Genomic DNA, 21,495 nt, shown 5'->3' with positions numbered 1-21,495 from the left:
TTGCAATCATAGAATCCATATCTCTATTTAGAAACGGCAACCATTGCAGGACGCAGCAGACGTCCATTCAGGGTATAACCTTTCTGCATTACCAACATTACCTGATTTGGTTCATGTTGATCAGATTCCATCATAGTCATCGCCTGATGCACCTCCGGATTGAAAGGAACATGAGTATCACTGACAACTTCAATGCCGAATTTACCTACTGCATCAATAAATGATTTCAGTGTCAGTTCAATACCTTCAATCATTGGTGCCAAAGTCTCATTGGTACGATCTGCCGCTTCCAAAGCACGCTCCAGATTATCGATCACTGGCAGAAGTTCATTGGCAAATCTTTCCAATGCGAATTTATGCGCCTTTTCTACATCCTGCTCAGCGCGACGGCGAATATTATCCACTTCAGCACGAGCACGCAAAACCGCATCACGCTCACGAGATTGAGCCTGTTTCAGTTCCTCTTCCAACTCGGCAACACGCGGGTCAACAACATTTTCAGTCTCTGGCGCGTCTGCCTTTTCTGCATCTTTTTGTTGCTCAAATACATTTTCTGTATTTTCTGAGACTTGCTCGTCAGGTACTTTTTGGTCTTTACTACTCATGAATATCTCCGCGTATTTTGTATTATTTTCGCCACTCCCGCTTATTATGGGGATCAAAACGAGGGATTCAAGGGAACACATCATATTGTGAGGGCAAAACCATATGCTGCAGGAAATAACAGCAATAAATAATGAATTCAAATGCATCGGTATTGTCGGTCGGCCACGTCATCCTGAAGCACTAACCACCCATGAAATACTGTATCACTGGCTGGTATCTAAAGGTTACTGTGTCATTGTTGATAGACAAGTTGCAAAAGATATTAATTTACAAGGCGCCCAGACCGGAGGACTAACCGAAATTGGCAAAATGGCTGATTTGGTGATTGTCGTTGGTGGTGACGGAAATATGCTAGGAGCAGCCAGGGTATTGGCACGCTATGATATTAAAGTCATCGGTATTAACCGTGGTAATTTAGGCTTTCTGACGGACCTAGATCCCGATAATGCCCTGCAACAACTTTCTGAAGTTCTCAATGGAGAATATCGGGATGAAAAACGCTTTCTACTGGAAGCACAAGTCACGAAAAAAGGCCAGAAACCACGGCACAGTACAGCACTAAATGAAGTCGTTCTGCATCCTGGAAAAGTTGCCCATATGATCGATTTCGAAGTTTATATTGATGAGCGATTTGCGTTTTCGCAACGCTCAGATGGCTTAATCATAGCAACACCTACCGGTTCTACAGCCTACTCTCTATCAGCCGGTGGGCCAATTCTGACACCGAACCTGGATGCTATTGTGCTGGTTCCCATGTTTCCACACACGCTTTCTGCTCGTCCTCTTGTCATCAGTAGCGGAAGTCGCATTCGTCTGAAATTTGCCCAAAACAGCAGTGGTTACGAAGTCAGTTGCGATAGCCAAATTGTCTTACCAATCCAGGATGGTGAAGAAGTTATCATTAAACGCAGCGAATATAACCTGCATTTAATCCACCCGAAAGATTACAACTACTTCAATACATTAAGTACTAAATTAGGCTGGTCGAAAAAAATGTTCTAAAAACTCAGCTTTCCTACTTTACTGTATAAAAAACCAGTTTATACTGTATGGAAGAACAGACATGTTTTTATACACAGGAACATGAACTTATTATAAAAACATGATCTTCAGTATAGGAAAAGGTAGGAGGAGCACGATGTTGGCTCAATTGACCATCAGTAATTTTGCCATTGTTCGCGAACTTGAAATTGATTTTCGCTCAGGAATGACAACTATCACAGGAGAAACCGGGGCAGGTAAATCAATTGCAATTGATGCACTGGGTTTATGCCTCGGTAATCGTGGCGAAGCGAATATGGTTCGTGCTGGTGCTCCCCGTACTGACATTTGTGCCCGCTTTTTGCTGTCCGATGCTCCTTCTGCCCGTAAGTGGCTTGAAAATCATCAACTCGACGGTAGTTTTGATGATGATAATGAGTGCCTGCTACGGCGTACTATTACCGCAGACGGGCGTTCCCGTGGTTTTATCAATGGTACTGCGGTTCCTCTTTCCCAACTTCGTGAATTAGGTTCACACCTGATTCAAATCCACGGGCAACATGCCCATCAGTTACTTTTAGAAAATCGTCATCAAAGACATTTACTGGACATCTATGCCGGCGAATTTGTGTTGCAAAATGAAATGAAACAGGCATATCAGCAATGGAGACAAAGCTGTCAGGCACTTGCCCAATTCCAACAACAAGCACTTGAACGTCGCTCTCGACAGCAACTACTGGAATATCATCTGAAAGAACTGAACGAACTTGCACCTCAAGCTGGTGAATATCAAGAGCAGGACAGCGAATATAAACGCCTGGCAAATTGCGGTCAGTTTTTGTCCGCCAGCCAAAATATTCTCCAGATATTAAGTGACAATGATGAACAAAATATCGTTAGCCTTCTCAGTTACGCACGAAATGAACTGACTGACCTTGCCAGTATGGATCATAAACTCAGTGGATCACTCAACATGCTGGAAGAAGCTGCTATCCAAATCAGTGAAGTCAGTGATGAATTGCGTCATTATAGTGATCAACTGGAACTAGATCCTAACCGCCTGTTTGAATTAGAACAAAAAATATCGCGACAAATCAGTATCGCGCGTAAGCATTATGTCTCCCCGGAAGAACTACCGGCTCTACACCAGCAGCTTCTGGAAGAACAACACCAACTTTCACAGCAAGAAGATGATTGTGCTCATCTCAGTGAACTTGTTAGCTTACACTATCAACAAGCACTCAACGTTGCAGAAAAACTGCATCAGGTCCGCCAACAGTATGCTCTTGAATTAAGCCAACTTATCACCAACAGTATGCACCAGCTTTCCATGCCTCATGGGCGTTTCACTATTGATGTTATATTCGAGCCTGAACATTTAAATATTGATGGTGCCAGCAAAGTGGAGTTTAACGTTACAACTAATCCAGGGCAGCCTCATCAAGCACTGGCGAAAGTGGCTTCAGGTGGCGAGCTTTCTCGTATTGCTCTGGCTATTCAGGTGATTACCGCTAAAAAAACGGAAACTCCGGCATTAATTTTCGACGAGGTTGATGTTGGTATCAGTGGCCCAACAGCAATGATTGTAGGCAGACTTCTCCGTGAATTAGGCGAATCAACCCAAGTTATGTGTGTTACACATTTACCGCAAGTTGCAGGATGTGGTCACCAACACTTTTACGTCAGCAAACAAACTGACGGAGAAGAAACAGAAACCCAAATGCAGCTATTGGACAAAAAATCTCGTCTTCAGGAGCTTGCCCGTCTCTTGGCAGGTAGTGAAGTTACAAAAAATACGCTAGCTAATGCAAAAGAACTGTTAGAGGCATAAATTAAATACCCTATGGATTTCAAGGTGCAGTCAACAAAGCTGTAACTTGAAAGACGACGTGTATACAACTTTTTTGTATACTTGAAGTCATATATTTTACAGATTTCAAAATTAAAGATATAAGTAAATAGCATAGAGGTTTTCAAACTCTATAATGTTTATTATTATCGACGGCCTGACTCCTAAAGGAATGTAATTACTATGCGCTGTAAATTGTTGACTGCCGCTACTGTATCGTTGGTTATGCTAACTGCGGGTTGCTCTATGTTTGAGCGAGTTGTTTATCGTCCTGATATTAATCAAGGGAATTACCTGACACCGACTGAGGTATCAAAAATTCATAAAGGGATGACTCAACAACAAGTTGCTTACACTTTGGGAACACCAATGCTGACAGACCCATTTGGGAGCCAAACCTGGTATTACATCTTCCGTCAGCAACTCGGCCATGCGAAAGTAAAACAAGAGACACTGACACTCACTTTTGATAGCAATAGTGTTTTAACTGATATCAAAAATGAAAAAACTTTACCTCAAAATGGGTAAAATATGAAATTTTACTTATGCGCCAGATAGTTATTTGGCGCATAAATATCAAATAGATATTTATTGAGCACTATTTTTTGCTCGTTCAGCCCGTTTACGCCGCATTTCTTTTGGATCAGCAATAAGGGGACGATAAATTTCTACACGATCCCCTTCTTCCAACGTATCTGTTAATTTAGCCGGACGGCTATAAATACCGATTTTATTCTTAGCCAAATCGATGTCACTACGTAATGCCAAAAGACCTGATTCCACAATTGCCAGTTCGACAGTTGCTCCTTCAGGTAATTTTACCTTACGCAGATATTGCCGTTCAGGTAAAGCATAAACAACTTCGATATTGATATCAGGCACTATAAACCTCTCGTGCACGCTGGGTAAAAGCCTGAACCATATTACTGGTAAGCTCTTTAAAAACCTTACCGAAAGCCAACTCAATCAACTTATTGGTAAATTCAAAATCGAGATGTAACTCAATCTTACAGGCATCCTCACTAAGTGGTGTAAAATGCCATCCGCCCATTAGCTTGCGGAAAGGGCCATCAACCAACTGCATATTGATACTTTTATTATCAAATAACGTATTTCGCGTCACAAACGTCTTACTAATCCCCGCCTTGGAGACATCAACAGAAGCCGTCATCTCATTATCACTGCTACTTATGACACGGCTACCCACACATCCCGGCAAAAAATCCGGATAAGATTTCACATCATTGATCAATTTATACATTTGTTCCACGCTGTAAGGAACTAACGCAGAGCGACTAATCTGTGGCATATCATTTCCTGTAAAACGTAACAGCGCCGAATAGTATCACTTTAATGTGGTTAAATAAAAACCCGATGAGATTTAGGGCAATAAATGTCCACTTATCGCTAAATATCATGCAGAATAGATTTCTTTCATTAACGCTTACAGTATAATACAACGCATTATGACAAAGAAAAAAGCACACAAACCCGGTTCGGCAACTATTGCCATGAACAAGAGAGCCCGCCACGAATACTTTATTGAAGAAGAATTCGAAGCCGGTTTATCACTACAAGGTTGGGAAGTTAAATCGTTGCGCGCTGGTAAAGCAAATATCAGTGAGAGTTATGTTTTGCTCAAAGATGGTGATGCTTATCTTTTTGGAGCCACGATCACGCCATTGAATGTCGCCTCTTCCCATGTGGTCTGTGATCCTACAAGGTCACGTAAGCTATTACTTAACAAGCGCGAACTTGATTCCTTGTACGGCCGGATTAATCGCGAAGGTTATACCATCGTTGCACTTTCCCTTTATTGGAAAAACGCTTGGTGTAAAATCAAAATTGGCGTTGCAAAAGGTAAAAAAGCGCACGATAAACGTTCAGACATTAAAGAACGTGAATGGAAATTAGACAAAGCACGAATTATGAAGAATGCAGGGCGATAATCACTAGCATTATTTCCCAATATTCTGATATAATTGCGTTTAACATACTTGGGGCTGATTCTGGATTCGACGGGATTCGCGAAACCCAAGGTGCATGCCGAGGGGCGGTTGGCCTCGTAAAAAGCCGCAAAACAATAGTCGCAAACGACGAAAACTACGCACTGGCAGCTTAATAACCTGCGCAGAGCCCTCTCTCCCTAGCCTCCGCTCTTAGGACGGGGATCAAGAGAGGTCAAACCCAAAAGAGATCGCGTGGATACCTTGCCTGGGGTTGAAGCGTTAAATCCAATCAGGCTAGTTTGTTAGTAGCGTGTCTGTCCGCAGCTGGCAAGCGAATGTAAAGATTAGACTAAGCATGTAGTACCAAGGATGTAGGAATTTCGGACGCGGGTTCAACTCCCGCCAGCTCCACCAAATTTGGTAGGACAGTGTAGGGACAACAACTTTAAAAACAGTAAGTTAGCAAAGTTAGTTGGTCGCTGTCATGACAGTAAAAGGACTTCAAAGTGCACGTGAAATGCACGTGGAGTTAAATTTAAGACACCTCAGACTCCCCCTCTGAGGTGTTTTTGTTTGTAACGAATGTATTTCTATTTGTAAAAAAATGTAACAAAATACATGCCGTTTTGGGTCCGATCTGTCCCTCATCTCATTCTTACTAAAATTCATATTGAAGACCGCTCATCATTATTTTATTCAAAAAATTTACCGCCAAAATTCCTCGCTGAACTAGTGCATTTCCGTACAAATAAACAATGCTTTTAATTATTCAAATTTTTTGATGTTATTTGGCAGATAGGCATTTTTTGTTAAAGAAGTTAGAGTCAGTACCAAGGTGAGGATATGTATGAAGAAGGGATAGTTACTATAGGGCAGAAATATGTCCTTTAATTTGCAATATATCTCATATCTACATATGTAACGCCAAGATCAACCAGTGAAAATCACTATATTGACCGTCACAGCCTTTCAAAAAAAGAGTTAAGCTATCACACCATATAACTAATGCAACCGATTACTTGCCATTAATAGAGCGAGTAGTCTAATTTTCGATACGCTTCCCAAATTTAGCATGTAAATATTTACAAAAGGTTACAATTGCGTAATAAATAGTACCGTTCTGAAACGGCGAAGCCCCCAACTATTAGCAATAGTCAGGGGCTTCAATAAAACGTCTAGTACTTACGAGGAACATAGACATGGCTATTATAACAATTAAAGAACCAAGTAAAACTATTAATATCTCATTTTATGGCTCAGATCTATATGTCGTTAACTATAACAATGAACCGTATGTACCGATGAAACCCATTGTTGAAGGCATGGGGTTAGATTGGACAGGGCAATTAAACAAGTTAAGACAAAGATTTAGTAAAGGTATAGAGGAAATCACCATACCTACGCTAGGCGGCCCTCAAAAAATGCTTTGCCTCCAACTTCGCAAATTAGCTGGATGGTTACTCACTATTTACCCCAATAAAGTCAAACCTGAAATCAAAGACAAGGTGATCCGCTATCAGGATGAATGCGACGACGTACTTTATGAGTACTGGACAAAGGGCGAAATTAAGGCGAAAAGAAAGACAGTATACGAACACCTCGATCTGTCAATTGAGGTTGATAATATCAATGCAGCTTGTAGAAATATGGACAGGTTGATAGACGTTTGGAGCAGACTTAACCCGCATTTATCTGTTCTGAGTCCAGATATAGCTTATGCGTTTAATGGTGCAATCGGTAATGTAGAAGGGCCTTTATTCTCTCTTAAGATGGCAATTGAAAGAAAATCCAAGATATTACTGAACCAACACCTGGTCACAGATGGTCAATTTCGGTGATTTTATAATCAACGGGTGCTAAGATTGGAATAAGATAATCATTAACTCAGAACGCGGAGGGATTACAGCATGGGCGTAGTTATAACAAGGCTTGAGGCTTTTGTTGTCAATGTTATCCATGATGACATGTGGATTGCTGAGTGTGATGAGCTTGGATTGGTTACAGAAGCCAAAAATTATGATGAGTTGATAGATAAAGTTTGGGAAATAGCACCTGAGCTTTATGAGATTAACGGTCTGGGCGACCAGTCTGAGGTCATTCGCCTTAAGTTTGTCCAAGAGCAATCATCTGATTCAAGGGTGGTACTCTAATGGGATCGGGTTTATATCCACAACTCAAAGATATTTTACTGGCACATGGCTGTTACTTTGTCAGGCAAGGCAAAGGTAGTCATGAAATATGGCGTAGCGATATAACCAACAAAGCATTCAGCGTGCCATACACTATAGTTTCCAGACATACCGCCAATGCAATTCTACGACAGGCGGGTATTAAAGAGAAAATTTGATAATTGTCACTCTACCCAAGAATAAGCCCCATAACGGGGCTTTTTTTTGACCTACGGAATATGACCTCGGTAGTTAATCCTGAGCTAAGCGGGAATTCCCACTTAGGTTATATTTTGACCTAAGGCAGAATTCCGCCTTTGCTGTCATTATCTACCCCTTGTGTCCAATTAACTTATTGAAAATATGTAGATTTATTGCTTTTATCCAGTACATAAATCAACCATAGGGATTTCCGTTACAGTTGGGTAACCCTTTGATTTATCCGAGGCCGTCACTTTGACCACCCGAAGCGGGCTTATTTTTCCAGCACCCAAAGTGAGGATGAATGGAATAAACAATGAGTTACTTGGGTGTGAGAAATTTTTCGTATACCCGTCAGCTAAAATTTCAGCCATGACCGAGGTCATTACAACAGTGACCTCGGAAGAATCAATGAGTTGTCGTAGGTGTGACTGAGCGTAAAATGTCACTGAGTGATCGCTGGCCATTAATTCAGTGACCATTGAGCAAGCCAAACTGAGGACCTCAAATAAATCAATAGATTACGCTAAACGGGATTTGAAAGCCCTTTTAACCCATTGATATTAGACAATTCCCTCTCAGAACCGGAATTCCTGCACCATGAGGGAATTCAATAAAATCAATTGGTTAAGCAGGAATTATTTTTAATTAATTGATTTTACATGATTTTATCAAAGGAGCGAAAATTAAGGGGATCGGGGGGAAGTGGGGAATGGTACTTGAATGGAAAACCCGCGCGGGGCGGGTTGCAGAGACTGTGTATTACTCTGGTTTAAACATTGGTATATGTAATGGTTGAGTTCCCATTCTGGAGCAAGCAGACTGAACGTATTCCCTCCAGTAAGGCCAAATGTGATAGGTTACATTGTTTTTTGAAAAAGCCTTTACCTCTTCTTTGGTAAGTTTTTCTTCAGATGTATAGAGAACCTCAAATTCAGCAGTTATCATATACACCGTATCTTTATCATCAATATCTTCTTTGCCTTCTTTGATTTCTACGACACGAATACCAACTTCCACGTCAAACACATAAGCGTGGTTTTTATTGCCATCTGTAGATAACTCTTGTACTGATATATCACCTCGGTAGTCCTGTTTTTTCACTTTCATTTCTGAGAGCATTTGATCCATAAAAGAGGCGTTTATATCAGGGTTGATAGAGAAATAACCGTTACGAAATAATACATTAACTATCTTTAATTTCTTTTGTGCTCTCTCAAGATGCGAAGGCATACATAGTCTCCCTTGTATCCATCTCTTCCATATCGGTAAATTGCCTACTAGTAATACCTTCTTTCTTAAATTTCATTGGCTTGGCGGAAGAAGCTACCTTTGCTATCACGTTGTTGTGTAGGCGTATTCTCCCCTCTACCAACGTAAGCGCTTCTAGTGTCTCATTTTCGTCCTTCCGCTCTATATCGTCAGGCTTTTGGATTAAAACATCCAGAGATATACCAAGCCCATAGTGCAACTTCTGAATCATTGCCATACTTAGCTTTCTTTTACCACTAAGTACTTCTGATACTTTTGAAGCTGAACCAAGATATTGCTCCATATCTTTGCGCGTCAACCCTGCTTGATCCATTCTAAATAACACTGCATCTAGAGGGGAGGGTTTTTCTGTTGGATAATGCACTGACTCATAATGTTCTATAAGCAGAGCCAGTAGCTCTAACTCATCTGAATCAGGGGTGTTTTCCTCAGGGTTTAAGTCCATTAACTCTGTCAGTCGAGCCATTGCAAGGTCATAATCTTCATCACTTTTTATGATTCGCGGCTTAAACTTAGTCATTTTAGCCTCCACTTATCATATTCGGCATGAGTTCCAATATGTTCAATTTTCACTATCCCATTAATGTATCTAACTTGAACAGCGAGGCGATAATCATTCCCCTTTATGTTGAACACCACTCTGTTATCAGGCAGAAAGCTCGCAGTAGAAAATCTGTTTTTTATATCTTGCGGGCTGCTCCAATTTGCTGATTCTACCTCAGTTATCCAAGCATTAAGCGCTCCCTTTGCCTGATTATGCTTTTTCCAAAAAGAAACTATTTCCTTTTTCCCCATAATTTTCATCGGCTGAGAAGTTTCCTTTGCAAGATTCTACACCTTAATTCCCAAAATGGGAACGGTGTTAATTTAACCAGTCAGTTATCACATTATTGCATGTCTAATCGTGACAACTTACCTTGAATGCTTGCAATACCCTACATTACTTTAGTTAAAGTATGATCGGAAATTATCCAAATTGTGAGGATGATAAAACTTTAACGCAGCTTAACTTGCCATCAACTCATCGACGGTACTATCTGAGACAGGATTGTTTTTAATTAAAGCCAAGGATGGTTTAGAGTAGCCCTGTTTGGGCTATTTCTTTAGAGGTACGCTCAGATTCATTAAACTCATAAATCCACCACTTCCACAAACTACATACTCAACAAAGGCTGGTTGTACATTTATTGTTTCGTTGATGATTAAAATGTATCAAACTGTTTCAGTTTTCAGCCCTCCGTGGCCTAAATTCATCGTCAGTGAATCAATAACCCAACACCTCCCCACGGCAAGCAAGAGTTTTAGCTACCCACAATTAATATTATATTAACTCATTATTAACAATAATATTCCCTTTTACCCATCCACCCTCACTTCGGCGGTTCGGGCCATGTGATATCTGGGGCAGTGGAACAGTCGACATCCGAGAGTTTGACACTGTAGATTTCCCATTCCCGCAATAGCGCGATTTCTTGTTCTGTTGCCATTTCCAGCCGCTTCCGGCGCTCCAGTTGTCTTATTCTTTCCTCCGCTTCATGCAGCAAGGATTGCCGCTGGCTTTCAGCCTGCTGTACGGCGTGTTGATGCTGCGCGGCGATATCTGTGACCCACTTTTTACCATCCCATTTGTCAAACTCGGTTTCCGGGGACAGTAAGGTATGTTCAGGTTTCAGTTCCCCGATATAACCGATCTCCATTTCTTGCCGCGTCTCGGTATGGTAAACCTTTTTTCCTCGATAATCAGGAACATGTACCCAAGATTTACCATCAGGGGCACGACATACCGCAATATCGGCGGATTTAGGTAATTCAGGCGCATCCAAATACGCCCCCGCAGACAAACTAAAGCCCGGATGCGTGCGTTCCATATCCGCGCACAGGTATTCACCAGTTTCAGTATCTGCACGGTAAACTGTTACCCAACCAATCAGGGTTGCGTAGCCATTTTCATCAAATTCTGGTGTTGTAATTTCTGTTGTATATTTCATTATGCGGCTCTCACTATATATAAGAAGGCGATATTACGTGGCCGGGCTGAGACATACGCCCCCCAATCATAACGCTGTGCAACACTTTGAAGACTGAAACGCCATTTTTTACCTGCAATTCTCCTCCATTGCGTGTCAGTGAGTGGATCACCAAATGCAATACCAGGAGTACCGAGACCACTTATATCGCCATTATCGTTATCATCAAAACCGGATATGATTGTGCCTTCTTGATGCGTTAAAATTTCCCTGCCTAGATCTACATCGCGCCCAGCATCCAGACCGCGAATAAACTCACCTCTTAAGTCCGGTAATACACCGGACGGATAGGCCTCCGCCAAGAGGGGATATTGATTCGTCGGGAATGACTGTCCACGGCACTCAACGTATCCCGCGGGGGGAACGGGGCGTGACCACGGAATAGGCGAACCTACCGGTATATTTTGGGGTGGTTTGTTTTTAGGACTGTAAACACGTTCCCCTTGCTCGTAAATATGCCGTACTGCCCGGATATCCTGACCGGATACGACATCATATCCATCACCGGATTTAACATATCCGGCTGCATTCAGATTGCCGCTCAGGGAGCCACCCGTTCTTGGAAAGGCGTTTTGTGCCTGCTTGACCGTATCCCGTAAGCCCAGATTATCCACAAACGCCCCCTTATCCCTGTCTCTTGATCACATCTATAGCTCAAGAGACTGTGCAAGCAAGTAACCCTCAAGGAGGGTTTGTAATATGAACCATCCTTCCCATAGCCTTTCCCATCCTACTCGACCATTACGTTTTGAATCGTACCAACCTGCAAGCTTGCCGAGGTTAATATAGGCCCAGTAGAGGCTTGGGGCTTTCTTCGGTGGTTTCGATTTGTTTTGCTTTGACCACAGTAAGTTCCACGCTAGCGGACTCAGGATCATTTCACAGCTCTGCTTTTCTGCTTCCTCTTTATTAAGCCCCAGATAGCGCAATTGATGAAGACGGACTGCAATAAACGCGAGTATCACTACCATGCGTTCTAAATTCTCTTTGCTTTGCATGCGTAACTCTTCAACCTGAGTGCCACCGCTTTTCCACGCTTTGTGAAATTCTTCAATCAGCCACCGTTTTTCGTAGTAATCGAGAATACGCTGGGCATCTTCTTTTGTTTTCACGGGTTCTGAGGTCAGAATGTGCCAGCTCAAGCCATCATGATTTCCCGTTTCTTGACAACCGACATAGTACAGTGGGACGCCGTCACCGGTTTTATTCGCCGGGATTTTTACGGTCACCGCCGCATAACGCACTTCGCAGTGTGCATCACGCGCTTTTCGCCCGCCTTTTTGCCTCACTTGAACCGTTCTCGTATCCGCATACACCAAGGCGCCACTGTAATGATAAAGCTTGTCGCTGCTTTCTTCTATGCAACGGCTTTGCATAGAGCGAACGACAAAGCGCTGATGATTTGAGACCTTATAGGTCAGGTACTCGATAATGTCTGCTTCCCGGTCACAGACCGAGATAACTTTTCGCATGTCAGCACCGAGGCGGGCTTCCATTGCGCGTGAAGCCCGTTCCCATTTATAGCTTTCTTTGTCTTTATAAGCTCTGCTCGCATGATATTGATTTTGCCCGTAAGCCTGAAGGTCTCGGGTCCAACGTGCCTGCTCAATGAGTCCAACGACCTGTTGCTTATCAGGTGCAAAAAGCAGAACGGAATGCGCATGCATCCCTCTGGAATACTTATTGGATGTGGTGTGCCCCATCTCATCTCGAACCGTAGGGTGGATAAATTCCAGCGAGGTCGTATCTTCAAGCGCGAGGAGGCAATCATAGTGCTTAACCTGCTCAGCGGTGGCGACAAAGCCAGCTTCTGCGATAGCTTGAGGATTAATGGCTTGATTGCGAGCGAAGCGATAAGCAGCTTCGATATCCGCAGGTGATTTTAAAGATTGCACGAGAGACTGTCCTAAATGATTGGCAAGAGAAGAAGTCAGTTTGATCAGCCGCTTAGTGCGGCGGCTATCCCCTAAATCAGCATATTGAAAAGTGTCTTTTGCCCATGGCTCAGCATCTGTTGAAAACATCATACGTGACCTCAACGTAGTATTTCTTATTGAGATCAGCCAGGTAGAAAAAGGTTCAAAAAAATCCCTCGATTCAATCGAGGGATTTGTGTAGAAGAGACAGGGAAAATTCCGGCCTTCAACAATAACTTTCGGATGTAGCAAAAGCGTATTATTTAGCGTTCAAACGCTCTTTAATACGAGCCGCCTTACCAGAACGCTCACGCAGGTAGTACAGTTTAGCTCTGCGAACAGCACCACGACGTTTAACGTTGATGCTGTCTACGACTGGGGAGTGAGTCTGGAATACACGCTCAACGCCTTCGCCGTTAGAAATCTTACGAACAGTGAATGCAGAATGCAGACCGCGGTTACGAATCGCGATAACCACGCCCTCGAATGTCTGCAGACGCTTTTTAGAACCTTCAACGACCCATACCTTAACTTCCACGGTATCACCCGGACGGAATGAAGGTACGTCTTGCTTCATCTGCTCTTGTTCAAGTTGTTTAATAATATTGCTCATAATAACTCTCTTACCCTAGGTAAACTGATATATCAAAGACATTCCTTCATAGGATATGTCTGGATTAATTCGTCGCCTGATCCTGATATTCCCGTTGGAATTCAGCCAGCAACATCCTTTGCTCGTCAGTCAGAGCTAGGCTTTCTAGAAGTTCGGGCCTTCTTAACCAAGTGCGGCCAAGCGATTGTTTCATGCGCCAGCGATTAATTTCTGCATGGTTTCCTGATAGTAAAACGGGCGGAACTTCCATCCCATCTAATACTTCAGGGCGGGTATAATGTGGACAATCCAACAGCCCATCAGCGAACGAGTCTTCCTCTGCTGATGCCTGACGACCCAATACTCCAGGAATAAACCGGGATATAGAATCAATCATTGCCATAGCCGGGATTTCTCCCCCACTGAGAACGTAATCACCAATAGACCATTCTTCGTCAATTTCGGTTTGGATGACACGCTCATCAATACCTTCATAACGACCACAAACCAGAATTAATTTCTTGTTTGCCGCCAGTTCACAAACTCCCTGTTGATCAAGTTTGCGCCCTTGAGGTGATAGATAAATCACCTTTGCATCAACACCTGCCGCAACTTTGGCCGCATGGATGGCTTCCCTTAGTGGTTGCACCATCATCAGCATGCCTGGACCACCGCCATAAGGGCGATCATCTACAGTACGATGCCTGTCGTAGGTAAAATCCCTCGGACTCCAGCAATCGACACTAAGCAGGCCATTTTTCACTGCCCGACCAGTTACCCCGTAATCGGTTATTGCGCGGAACATTTCAGGAAACAGGCTAATCACCCCAATCCACATACAGCGTCCCACTTCTAAACCGTTTTACCGGAGATTAAAAACCAGGATCCCAATCTACTTCAATAGTTTTAGTAGCGAGATCAACTTTCTTGACAACCTGCCCATCAAGAAACGGAACTAACCGCTCCTTGATACCGAATGCATCTTTCAGGTTTGCCTTTATTACCATGACATCGTTAGACCCTGTTTCCATCATATCTTGGACGGTTCCAAGGTTATAACCTGCCGTATTAATTACCTGGCATCCCATAAGGTCTTTCCAGTAATAATCACCGGCTTCCAGTTCTGGTAATTTAGATGAATCCACCACTAATTCGCAGTTAGTGAGTAAATTCGCGGCTTCCCGATCATCAACGCCTTTGATTTTGATGATCATATCCTGATTGTGGTATTTCCACGTTTCCAGCTCAATGTGTTGCCATTGACCAGCACGCTGGATAAACCACGGTTGATATTCAAAAATGTCTTCGGCTTGTTCGGTGGAAGAAAAAACTCTGAGCCAACCACGTATGCCATACGCTGACCCTAGTTTCCCCAACACGATTGGATCAACAGGGTGCTCCCGGCCAGATTGTTTGCTCATTGTTACCACCGCGACAGATTAAGCTGCTTTTTTAGCATCTTTGATCAGTGCAGCAACACGATCAGACACAGATGCACCCAGACCAACCCAGTGTTCGATACGGTCCAGATCCAAACGCAAAGCTTCAGCTTTCCCTGATGCGATAGGGTTGAAGAAACCAACGCGCTCAATAAAGCGACCATCACGCGCATTGCGGCTGTCAGTCACTACTACTTGATAAAACGGACGCTTTTTTGCGCCGCCACGAGCTAAACGAATTGTTACCATAACATCCTCATTAGTTAGCAAAACAACCAGACTCCATCGAGGAATGGAGTCCGGCTGTCCATTAAAAAGCCCGAAAATTTTACTCACTTTGGCGCAAAAAGCAATCCAAAGAGCATTTTCTTTCGAAATTTTGTTGATTATCGTCCCATAAGCCCAGGTGGCAACATACCTTTCATGCCACGCATCATTTTCGCCAGGCCACCATTCTTCATCTTTTTCATCATGCGCTGCATTTCATCAAACTGTTTCAGTAAGCGGTTGACATCCTGTACCTGTGTACCAGACCCCATTGCAATACGACGTTTGCGTGAGCCTTTGATAATTTCTGGTTTCTCACGCTCTTTGCGGGTCATTGAGTTAATGATGGCTTCCATTTTAACCAGAATTTTGTCATCCATTTGGGATTTAACAGCATCAGGGATCTGGGACATACCTGGCATTTTGCTCAACATGCTTGTCATGCCACCCATATTGCGCATTTGTTTAAGCTGTTCAAGAAAATCATTTAAATCAAAACTATCCCCTTTCTTCAGTTTTGATGCCAGCTTTTCCGCTTGAGTGCGGTCAACCTTACTTTCAATCTCTTCAATCAGTGAAAGCACATCCCCCATTCCCAGAATCCGGGATGCGATACGATCAGGATGGAAAGGCTCCAAGGCATCAGTTTTTTCACCGACTCCAAGGAATTTAATGGGCTTGCCTGTGATATGTCGAATAGAAAGAGCGGCACCACCACGAGCATCACCATCTACTTTGGTCAGAACAACCCCCGTTAATGGCAATGCTTCATTAAATGCTTTTGCCGTATTCGCAGCATCCTGCCCCGTCATTGCATCGACAACAAACAATGTTTCGATAGGATTAACCGCAGAGTGAACCTCTTTAATCTCATCCATCATGGCTTCATCGACATGCAGACGTCCTGCGGTATCGATCAAAAGCACATCGTAGAATTTCAGCTTAGCGTGTTGGATTGCTTTGTTGACAATATCAACTGGTTTTTCTTGCGGGTCTGATGGGAAAAAATCAATTCCGACAGTTTCAGATAACGTTTCAAGCTGTTTGATCGCTGCCGGACGGTATACGTCAGCAGAAACCACCAAGACTTTTTTCTTATTTTTTTCTTTTAGCAGCTTACCCAATTTTGCAACACTGGTTGTTTTACCAGCACCTTGCAAACCTGCCATAAGAACCACCGCGGGAGGTTGTACAGCAAGATTTAGCTCGCTGTTTACCTCTCCCATCGCCTTCACTAGTTCATTTTGAACAATTTTGACGAATTCTTGTCCAGGAGTTAGACTTTTGTTAACTTCGTGCCCTACCGCGCTTTCTTTGACTCTTGAAATGAAATCACGCACTACAGGCAATGCAACATCTGCTTCAAGTAAAGCCATGCGAACTTCACGCAGCGTATCTTTAATATTATCTTCAGTCAGCCGTCCACGACCGCTGATATTGCGCAATGTGCGCGATAGTCTGTCAGTTAAATTATCAAACATTGTCTCAGCTCAGATATCTACAAGTGGGTCTACCTGTAAGGCAAATTTAGCGGATTATAACACGATGATGATGTAATCTCTGCAAAGAGATTCCCAAGTATAGCTAACAACGGTTGGAGGCTATCTCTGCTGACGGTATACTTGAATTTTGAGTTAACTTTAGCATGATTAACTCTAACACTTTTTTTAACACTATTGCGAAAACGAAAAACTTTATGCAGGTATTTTCAATCATTGCCTTACTTGCTTATCTCATTAGCCTGACACTTATCGTACCGAGCTTATTACGGCAACAAAACAGCTATCAAAAACTGGCTCTATTTTTCGCAACTGTTGCACTGATCAACCATGCGATCACCTTAAAGTATCAGGTTTTTCATGTCAGCAGTGGCCAAAACCTAACTCTATTGAATTTAGGCTCTATTGTCAGTTTACTCGTCTGCATCATTATGACTATTGTTGCCTTTCGTGGCCGTGCATGGTTTTTACTGCCCATTATTTACAGTTTTGCCATGATAAATTTGATTCTAGCCAGTATGGTGCCTGGTGAATTCATTACACATCTTGAGAAGAGTGTCGGGCTATTTATACATATTGGGTTAGCGTTACTTGGGTATGCCACTCTACTTATTGCTGCACTTTATGCATTACAAGTTGGCTGGCTGGATCACCGACTGAAAAAGAGAAAACTGACTTTTTCTTCTGGCATGCCTCCATTAATGACCATTGAACGTAAAATGTTTCGCATTACCCAAATTGGCGTAATCTTACTAACATTGACGTTATGTACAGGCATCATGTATATGGATGATATTTTCAATAAAGAAAATATCCATAAATCGGTTTTGTCTATTATTGCATGGTTTATCTACGTCATCCTGCTCTGGGGACATTACCATGAAGGATGGCGCGGCAAACGTGTCATTTGGTTCAATCTGATTGGTGCATTTATCCTGACGCTTGCTTTTTTCGGCAATCGGTTATTACAGGAACTCTTGATTTATTAAGCAGTCAACAATCACTGTAGCCAATTTATATAAACATTAGGAAGGAATTCTGCTTTGGAGCATGTCTCAACAGGCACATTAATTATTATTCTTGTCATCATGGTTATCATTTCTGCCTACTTTTCTGCCTCAGAAACTGGCATGATGACAATAAACCGTTATCGCTTACGTCATTTGGCAAAACAAGGTAGCAATTCCGCGCGAAGAGTCGAATCACTACTCAACCACCCTGACAGGCTAATCAGCCTGATTCTGATCGGTAATAACCTTGTCAATATCTTGGCATCTTCATTGGCTACCATTGTTGGCATGCGCCTTTATGGTGACGCAGGGGTTGCAATTGCAACCGGTATACTGACCTTCGTGATTCTGGTTTTTGCTGAAGTTATGCCCAAGACGATCGCAGCGCTCTACCCAGAAAAAATTGCATTCCCAAGCAGCTTTCTGCTACGACCTTTACAAAAGATCATGTTGCCTCTCGTTTGGGCATTTAACAAGATCACTTTGCTGTTTATGCGTTGTCTGGGGATCAAAGTTTCCAACATTCGCAATGACGCGGTTAGTAAAGATGAGCTTCGGACGATAGTGAATGAATCAAACATCAATCTCTCGCGCCGCAATCAGGATATGCTTATCTCAATACTGGATCTTGAAAAGGTCACCGTTGGCGACATCATGGTGCCCCGTAATGAGATTGTTGGTATTGATATTAACGGTGACTGGAAATCCGTTATACGGCAGTTGACTCATTCACCACATGGCAGAATAGTGTTGTACCGGAATTCTCTGGATGATGCTATTGGTATGCTACGAGTACGTGAAGCCTATCGTCTTATGATGGAGAAAAAGGAATTCACGAAAAAGAACTTGATCAAAGCAGCAGATAAAATTTACTTCATTCCCGTTAGTACTCCATTGAACACTCAGTTAGTCAACTTCCAACGTAATAAAGAAAAAGCAGGCTTAATCGTTGATGAGTATGGAGATATTCAGGGATTAGTCACTGTAGAAGATATTCTGGAGGAAATTGTCGGAGAGTTTACCACTTCTATGTCTCCTACTCTGGCAGAAGAAGTCTTACCACAAAGTGATGGTACTGTTTTAGTTGATGGCACCGCCAATATCCGTGAGTTAAACAAAGCATTTGGCTGGACGTTACCTGCTGACGGGCCAAGAACAGTAAATGGTATGATCCTGGAAGAGTTGGGCGAGATCCCCGAATTGAATGTTCAGGTACAAATTAATGAGTATGATTTTGAAATTCTTTCTGTGAATGACAATGTTATTAAAAAGGTACGTGTAATTCCGATAAAACAGGAAAAAGAGAAAAGTATTAAAACCGAGTGAAGAATAACTCAAAATTGCAAATCTGGCCGTAAAACAAAATCTTTACGGCCAGTATCGCGTATGCAATATCAGTTATAGTTTCTTAAAAAAATGCTTTTCAAAAAACAACATTACAACAAATTAGCAACCATTCTACTACACTTGTAGCTCAACCAGTTTTTCTTCCGGCAAAGCCAATTCATCATTTTGGTTAATACGAACATCTGCATCAAGAATGTGGCGAGCGATATCCTGTGCTTCTTGCAGAGAGTGCATCTGATACGTACCACATTGATAAATGTTCAACTCAGGGATTTGCTTCTGATCCTGAACTTTCAATACATCAGCCATAGCAGCTTTCCAAGCTTCCGCTACTCTAAGTTCAGCTGGTGCACCAATCAAGCTCATGTAAAAACCAGTACGGCATCCCATTGGAGAAATGTCGATAATTTCAACACCATCACCATTCAGATGGTTACGCATAAAACCGGCAAACAAATGTTCAAGTGTATGAATTCCCCTTTCCGGCATGACCTCTTTGTTAGGAATACAAAAGCGTAAGTCAAATACCGTGATAGTATCACCATGGGGTGTTTTCATCGTCTTAGCAACTCTAACGGCTGGCGCAGACATCCGGGTATGGTCAACTGTAAAACTGTCCAATAAAGGCATGATCCTACCTCCTCAGGCATCAGATTTTTTACAAAAATTTTTTCAAATAGATGAAACCTTTTTATTTACGACTGGTCTTAAGATGTGAAGACGCGCAAAATTGTTATCATCCTTATTTTTCTAAGAGACTTTATTTAGTTTCGGCCACCAAATGGTGGCCATTTTTCTTTTCTAAGACTCAGCATGTAATTTTAGATAATCTTCAAAACTTATGCTGTCTTGTTGTTCCAGATAATGTTGCCGTTCTACCGAAACTTTACGTTCCACAGAAAAACGCTCATCATTCAATATACTATACGGTTCGTTAACCAGTTCCAGATAATACTTGTTTGCCAGTTCTAGACCAAAGCCAACAATCCCCTGAGTTTTCATTCGATCTAATACACGAGCTGAAAATGTTAATGATGGATCCTCAAACATATCAACCAACTCTCTACAGACTGACTGATATTGCGTTCCAGAGCAGCTATCCAAGACCTCAGCGACACGCTCTAGATCTGCGAATAATTCTTGTCCAACTATCTTCAGTGGCTGCTGCTTCGCTCCACAGCCAATACCAATATTCAAGTTTGGTCTGCGTCCTTCCAAGATCACCTTATTCCAGTTTTTACGACAACAGTCCAACTCTTCATCGCTCATATCAGGTGAATCCGTTACAGCACACCATATCAAGAATAGATCGAGAAAACGAAGCTGTGTTTCATCAACACCAATCGCTGTGAACGGGTTTATGTCCAGAGAACGAACTTCTATATATTCTACACCACCACGAAGTAAAGCATCAGAAGGTGATTCCCCTTCTCTGGTTACCCGCTTAGGACGTATCGGTGCATATAGTTCATTTTCTATTTGAAGAACATTGGTATTGAGTTGTAGGTATTTACCCTCTTTTTTAAGCCCCAGAGCTGCAAATTCTGCTGATGGTTCATGAATTGCTTTCTTCAAGCCTGCAACATACGTATGAAGATTGTTGAAAGTAATATTCAGATCACTCTGTGATTTGTTGGTATACCCCAAATCACTCATCCTCAAAGAAGTCGCATAAGGTAAGTAACAAGTTCCTTTTTCGGTCTGTTCAAAGGATAGCGCAGTATCTCTTCCACGTAAAAATGAGGAGCAAATCGCCGGGGATGCACCAAACAAATAAGGGATTACCCAACCAAATCGGTAATAATTACGGATCAGTTTAAAATATCCATCCGAAATTTGTTCTCTTCCACTTTCAGCATCTTTTACACCTAACCACGCCTGCCAGAAACTTATTGGCAATGAAAAATTATAGTGCACTCCAGAGATAGTTTGCATTAATGCACCATAACGATTTTTCAATCCCTCTCTATACAAGGTCTTAAAGCGCCCTATATTTGACTTGCCATATTGCGCCAGAGTGATGTCTTCTTCCTTATCAATGAAGCATGGCATACTCAGAGGCCAGATTTTTTCATTTATCAGATTTTTCGTAGTATATCGATGTAAATCTTTCAGAAAATCAAGGGTTCTTTTTATATCACTATCAACAGGAGTAATAAACTCCAATAAAGATTCAGCAAAATCGGTTGTAATCCATTTATGTGTTAAGGAAGCACCAAGTGGTTCTGGATGCTTTGTCATAGCTAAATGACCATCTGGAGTAACACGCAAAGTTTCACGTTCAACACCGCGACAAATACCATCTAAAACGGTTGGGTTTGCCTCTAACCATGACAATGCTTTTGATACATCCGGGATCAATTTGACCTCCC

At 42.3% G+C, this 21,495-nt stretch carries 26 protein-coding genes and 1 other RNA gene; 10 read left to right on the top strand and 17 right to left on the bottom strand.

Annotated elements, in window-relative coordinates; all coding sequences use genetic code 11:
- Positions 1-23: 23 nt before the first annotated feature.
- Positions 24-605: a nucleotide exchange factor GrpE gene (gene grpE, locus AAC852_RS10875; RefSeq protein ID WP_340621048.1), complete on the bottom strand. Its 582-nt coding sequence runs from the start codon at positions 603-605 to the stop codon at positions 24-26.
- 124 nt (positions 606-729) lie between these two features.
- Between grpE and nadK the strand changes: the two genes are divergently transcribed.
- The 3 genes from nadK (at position 730) to bamE (ending at position 3,964) form a co-directional block, all read left to right on the top strand.
- Positions 730-1,608 carry an NAD(+) kinase gene (nadK, locus tag AAC852_RS10870; protein WP_340621190.1) on the top strand — a complete coding sequence of 293 codons (879 nt, stop codon included), beginning with the start codon at positions 730-732 and terminating at the stop codon, positions 1,606-1,608.
- 136 nt (positions 1,609-1,744) lie between these two features.
- Positions 1,745-3,418: a DNA repair protein RecN gene (gene recN, locus AAC852_RS10865; RefSeq protein ID WP_340621047.1), complete on the top strand. Its 1,674-nt coding sequence runs from the start codon at positions 1,745-1,747 to the stop codon at positions 3,416-3,418.
- Positions 3,419-3,619: 201 nt separating this feature from the next.
- Positions 3,620-3,964: an outer membrane protein assembly factor BamE gene (gene bamE, locus AAC852_RS10860; RefSeq protein ID WP_340621046.1), complete on the top strand. Its 345-nt coding sequence runs from the start codon at positions 3,620-3,622 to the stop codon at positions 3,962-3,964.
- Positions 3,965-4,024: 60 nt separating this feature from the next.
- Here the strand turns inward: bamE and AAC852_RS10855 are convergent, their stop codons facing one another.
- Together AAC852_RS10855 and AAC852_RS10850 are read right to left on the bottom strand one after the other, a co-directional pair.
- The gene (locus AAC852_RS10855) at positions 4,025-4,318 is read right to left on the bottom strand and encodes an RnfH family protein (protein ID WP_340621045.1); all 294 of its coding nucleotides are present in this window, start codon (positions 4,316-4,318) and stop codon (positions 4,025-4,027) included.
- On the bottom strand, positions 4,311-4,745 hold the full coding sequence (locus AAC852_RS10850) for a type II toxin-antitoxin system RatA family toxin (RefSeq protein ID WP_340621044.1): 435 nt from the start codon (positions 4,743-4,745) through the stop codon (positions 4,311-4,313). Before AAC852_RS10850 ends, AAC852_RS10855 begins: the two co-directional genes overlap by 8 nt.
- Positions 4,746-4,902: 157 nt before the next feature.
- Here AAC852_RS10850 and smpB point away from each other — a divergent pair, with 157 nt between their 5' ends.
- The 5 genes from smpB (at position 4,903) to AAC852_RS10825 (ending at position 7,732) form a co-directional block, all read left to right on the top strand.
- A complete protein-coding gene (gene smpB / locus AAC852_RS10845; RefSeq protein WP_038259640.1) occupies positions 4,903-5,385 on the top strand; it encodes an SsrA-binding protein SmpB in 483 nt (160 codons plus the stop codon).
- A gap of 50 nt (positions 5,386-5,435) precedes the next feature.
- Positions 5,436-5,799: a transfer-messenger RNA gene (gene ssrA, locus AAC852_RS10840) on the top strand.
- Between the two features lie 785 nt (positions 5,800-6,584).
- Positions 6,585-7,223, top strand: coding sequence for a phage antirepressor N-terminal domain-containing protein (locus AAC852_RS10835; protein ID WP_340621043.1), 639 nt, complete (start codon positions 6,585-6,587; stop codon positions 7,221-7,223).
- A gap of 69 nt (positions 7,224-7,292) precedes the next feature.
- Positions 7,293-7,535, top strand: a complete 243-nt coding sequence (locus AAC852_RS10830) for a DUF1902 domain-containing protein (protein WP_340621042.1) — start codon at positions 7,293-7,295, stop codon at positions 7,533-7,535.
- On the top strand, positions 7,535-7,732 hold the full coding sequence (locus tag AAC852_RS10825) for a type II toxin-antitoxin system HicA family toxin (RefSeq protein WP_340621041.1): 198 nt from the start codon (positions 7,535-7,537) through the stop codon (positions 7,730-7,732). The genes AAC852_RS10830 and AAC852_RS10825 overlap by 1 nt, the downstream gene beginning before the upstream one ends.
- A gap of 201 nt (positions 7,733-7,933) precedes the next feature.
- Here AAC852_RS10825 and AAC852_RS10820 read toward each other — a convergent pair whose 3' ends face one another.
- The 12 genes from AAC852_RS10820 to ffh form a co-directional block, all read right to left on the bottom strand.
- Positions 7,934-8,236 carry an RNA-binding protein gene (locus AAC852_RS10820; protein ID WP_340621040.1) on the bottom strand — a complete coding sequence of 101 codons (303 nt, stop codon included), beginning with the start codon at positions 8,234-8,236 and terminating at the stop codon, positions 7,934-7,936.
- A gap of 280 nt (positions 8,237-8,516) precedes the next feature.
- Positions 8,517-8,987, bottom strand: coding sequence for a hypothetical protein (locus AAC852_RS10815; protein WP_340621039.1), 471 nt, complete (start codon positions 8,985-8,987; stop codon positions 8,517-8,519).
- Positions 8,971-9,546 carry a helix-turn-helix domain-containing protein gene (locus tag AAC852_RS10810; protein WP_340621038.1) on the bottom strand — a complete coding sequence of 192 codons (576 nt, stop codon included), beginning with the start codon at positions 9,544-9,546 and terminating at the stop codon, positions 8,971-8,973. The genes AAC852_RS10815 and AAC852_RS10810 overlap by 17 nt, the downstream gene beginning before the upstream one ends.
- The gene (locus tag AAC852_RS10805) at positions 9,543-9,830 is read right to left on the bottom strand and encodes a type II toxin-antitoxin system HigB family toxin (RefSeq protein ID WP_340621037.1); all 288 of its coding nucleotides are present in this window, start codon (positions 9,828-9,830) and stop codon (positions 9,543-9,545) included. Before AAC852_RS10805 ends, AAC852_RS10810 begins: the two co-directional genes overlap by 4 nt.
- Positions 9,831-10,396: 566 nt before the next feature.
- On the bottom strand, positions 10,397-11,014 hold the full coding sequence (locus tag AAC852_RS10800; protein WP_340621036.1) for a tail fiber assembly protein: 618 nt from the start codon (positions 11,012-11,014) through the stop codon (positions 10,397-10,399).
- Entirely contained in the window at positions 11,014-11,667 is a 654-nt protein-coding gene (locus tag AAC852_RS10795) for a phage tail protein (RefSeq protein ID WP_340621035.1), read from the bottom strand. The genes AAC852_RS10800 and AAC852_RS10795 overlap by 1 nt, the downstream gene beginning before the upstream one ends.
- 33 nt (positions 11,668-11,700) lie before the next feature.
- Positions 11,701-13,077, bottom strand: a complete 1,377-nt coding sequence (locus tag AAC852_RS10790) for an IS4 family transposase (RefSeq protein WP_340620768.1) — start codon at positions 13,075-13,077, stop codon at positions 11,701-11,703.
- Between the two features lie 151 nt (positions 13,078-13,228).
- Entirely contained in the window at positions 13,229-13,582 is a 354-nt protein-coding gene (rplS, locus tag AAC852_RS10785) for a 50S ribosomal protein L19 (protein WP_010845356.1), read from the bottom strand.
- Between the two features lie 64 nt (positions 13,583-13,646).
- Positions 13,647-14,399, bottom strand: coding sequence for a tRNA (guanosine(37)-N1)-methyltransferase TrmD (trmD, locus tag AAC852_RS10780; RefSeq protein ID WP_340621034.1), 753 nt, complete (start codon positions 14,397-14,399; stop codon positions 13,647-13,649).
- A 34-nt stretch (positions 14,400-14,433) separates the two neighbouring features.
- Positions 14,434-14,982, bottom strand: a complete 549-nt coding sequence (rimM, locus tag AAC852_RS10775; RefSeq protein WP_340621033.1) for a ribosome maturation factor RimM — start codon at positions 14,980-14,982, stop codon at positions 14,434-14,436.
- Positions 14,983-15,000: 18 nt separating this feature from the next.
- Positions 15,001-15,249, bottom strand: coding sequence for a 30S ribosomal protein S16 (gene rpsP, locus AAC852_RS10770; RefSeq protein WP_047678711.1), 249 nt, complete (start codon positions 15,247-15,249; stop codon positions 15,001-15,003).
- Between the two features lie 137 nt (positions 15,250-15,386).
- Positions 15,387-16,748 (bottom strand): signal recognition particle protein, encoded by a 1,362-nt coding sequence (gene ffh, locus AAC852_RS10765; RefSeq protein WP_340621032.1) that lies wholly within the window; start codon positions 16,746-16,748, stop codon positions 15,387-15,389.
- Positions 16,749-16,963: 215 nt separating this feature from the next.
- On the opposite strand from ffh, the gene AAC852_RS10760 reads away from it, so the two are divergent.
- Both AAC852_RS10760 and AAC852_RS10755 read left to right on the top strand, forming a co-directional pair.
- The gene (locus AAC852_RS10760; protein ID WP_340621031.1) at positions 16,964-17,755 is read left to right on the top strand and encodes a cytochrome C assembly family protein; all 792 of its coding nucleotides are present in this window, start codon (positions 16,964-16,966) and stop codon (positions 17,753-17,755) included.
- Between the two features lie 54 nt (positions 17,756-17,809).
- Positions 17,810-19,102, top strand: coding sequence for an HlyC/CorC family transporter (locus AAC852_RS10755; protein WP_340621030.1), 1,293 nt, complete (start codon positions 17,810-17,812; stop codon positions 19,100-19,102).
- A 135-nt stretch (positions 19,103-19,237) separates the two neighbouring features.
- On the opposite strand, the gene luxS is transcribed toward AAC852_RS10755, so the two are convergent.
- Positions 19,238-19,753: an S-ribosylhomocysteine lyase gene (gene luxS / locus AAC852_RS10750; RefSeq protein ID WP_340621029.1), complete on the bottom strand. Its 516-nt coding sequence runs from the start codon at positions 19,751-19,753 to the stop codon at positions 19,238-19,240.
- Positions 19,754-19,924: 171 nt separating this feature from the next.
- Positions 19,925-21,484: a glutamate--cysteine ligase gene (gshA, locus tag AAC852_RS10745; protein ID WP_340621028.1), complete on the bottom strand. Its 1,560-nt coding sequence runs from the start codon at positions 21,482-21,484 to the stop codon at positions 19,925-19,927.
- Positions 21,485-21,495 lie beyond the last annotated feature (11 nt).

Source organism: Xenorhabdus siamensis, from assembly GCF_037996745.1.
Lineage (GTDB): Bacteria > Pseudomonadota > Gammaproteobacteria > Enterobacterales > Enterobacteriaceae > Xenorhabdus > Xenorhabdus indica.
The sequence above is the reverse complement of the archived record's forward strand: the minus strand, read 5'-3'. Positions and strand labels throughout refer to the sequence as shown.